This is a genomic window from Phocaeicola sp. RTP21198st1_B8_RTP21198_201120 (assembly GCF_040929485.1).
In the GTDB taxonomy this organism is placed as follows: domain Bacteria; phylum Bacteroidota; class Bacteroidia; order Bacteroidales; family Bacteroidaceae; genus Phocaeicola; species Phocaeicola dorei.
Genome location: NZ_JBCOCI010000247.1, coordinates 1 through 834 on the forward strand (window position 1 = coordinate 1; position 834 = coordinate 834).

Consider the following 834-nt stretch of genomic DNA (forward strand, 5'->3'; position numbering starts at 1 on the left):
ATACTGGCTAAACAACACGGATTTCGTGATGCTTAACAAAATAGAAAAAGCATATAAGAAAAGTGATGTTTACTTAGAAGTGTTGTCTTACTTAGTAATTCTCATTGCGGTAGGTATATAGTTTAACTTGGTGGCAAAGATAACACTTTCTATTAGATTTCACTCTATTAAGACTGAAAAAGAATGAGTTTCATTTATTTAGAGGCTCCGTTTACCTCATTCAGAGCCTCCGATTACTCCAAATAGAGCCTCTGTTTACCCTATTCAGAGGCTCTGTTTTAGAAGTGAATTATATTCTTTCTTATTCTTATACATCAAACAGTTGATTTAATCCCTCACTCATACTGGGATGCGTGAAGATAAAATCGCGCAAGAATGTAGACGTCTGGCCTGTCTTTATCGCCATAGCTACGATATTGATGATTTCTGAAGCATCGGCGCAGAATAGAGTACAGCCCATAATCTTCCCGTTATGATTATTGATGATAGCTTTTAGCATACCATCTGTCTGCCTCAATGTACGGGTACGGACGATGGAGGAAGCCGGCAACCGGGAAACTTTAAATGAATATCCTCTTTTCAGAGCTTCTTCTTCACTGATTCCGATATGTGCCAATGGCGGATCAATAAACACTGCATATTGCACAGGATCACGGTCTCCGATATCACGTTTCTTGTCGCCGAAGAGCTGGTCACGGATAATCCGGAAATCATCTAGCGAGACATAAGTAAATTGCGATCCGCCTTTCACATCTCCCATTGCCCATATATGAGGAACAGTAGTGCGTAACTGATCGTTTACGATGATAGCTCCGTGAGCATCAACTCCTATAC

General features: G+C 40.3%; 1 pseudogene. It reads right to left on the reverse strand.

Annotated features, from left to right (window positions below):
- Positions 1–307: 307 nt before the first annotated feature.
- Positions 308–834, reverse strand: a pseudogene (locus AB5935_RS25035) (pyridine nucleotide-disulfide oxidoreductase); the annotation flags it as partial.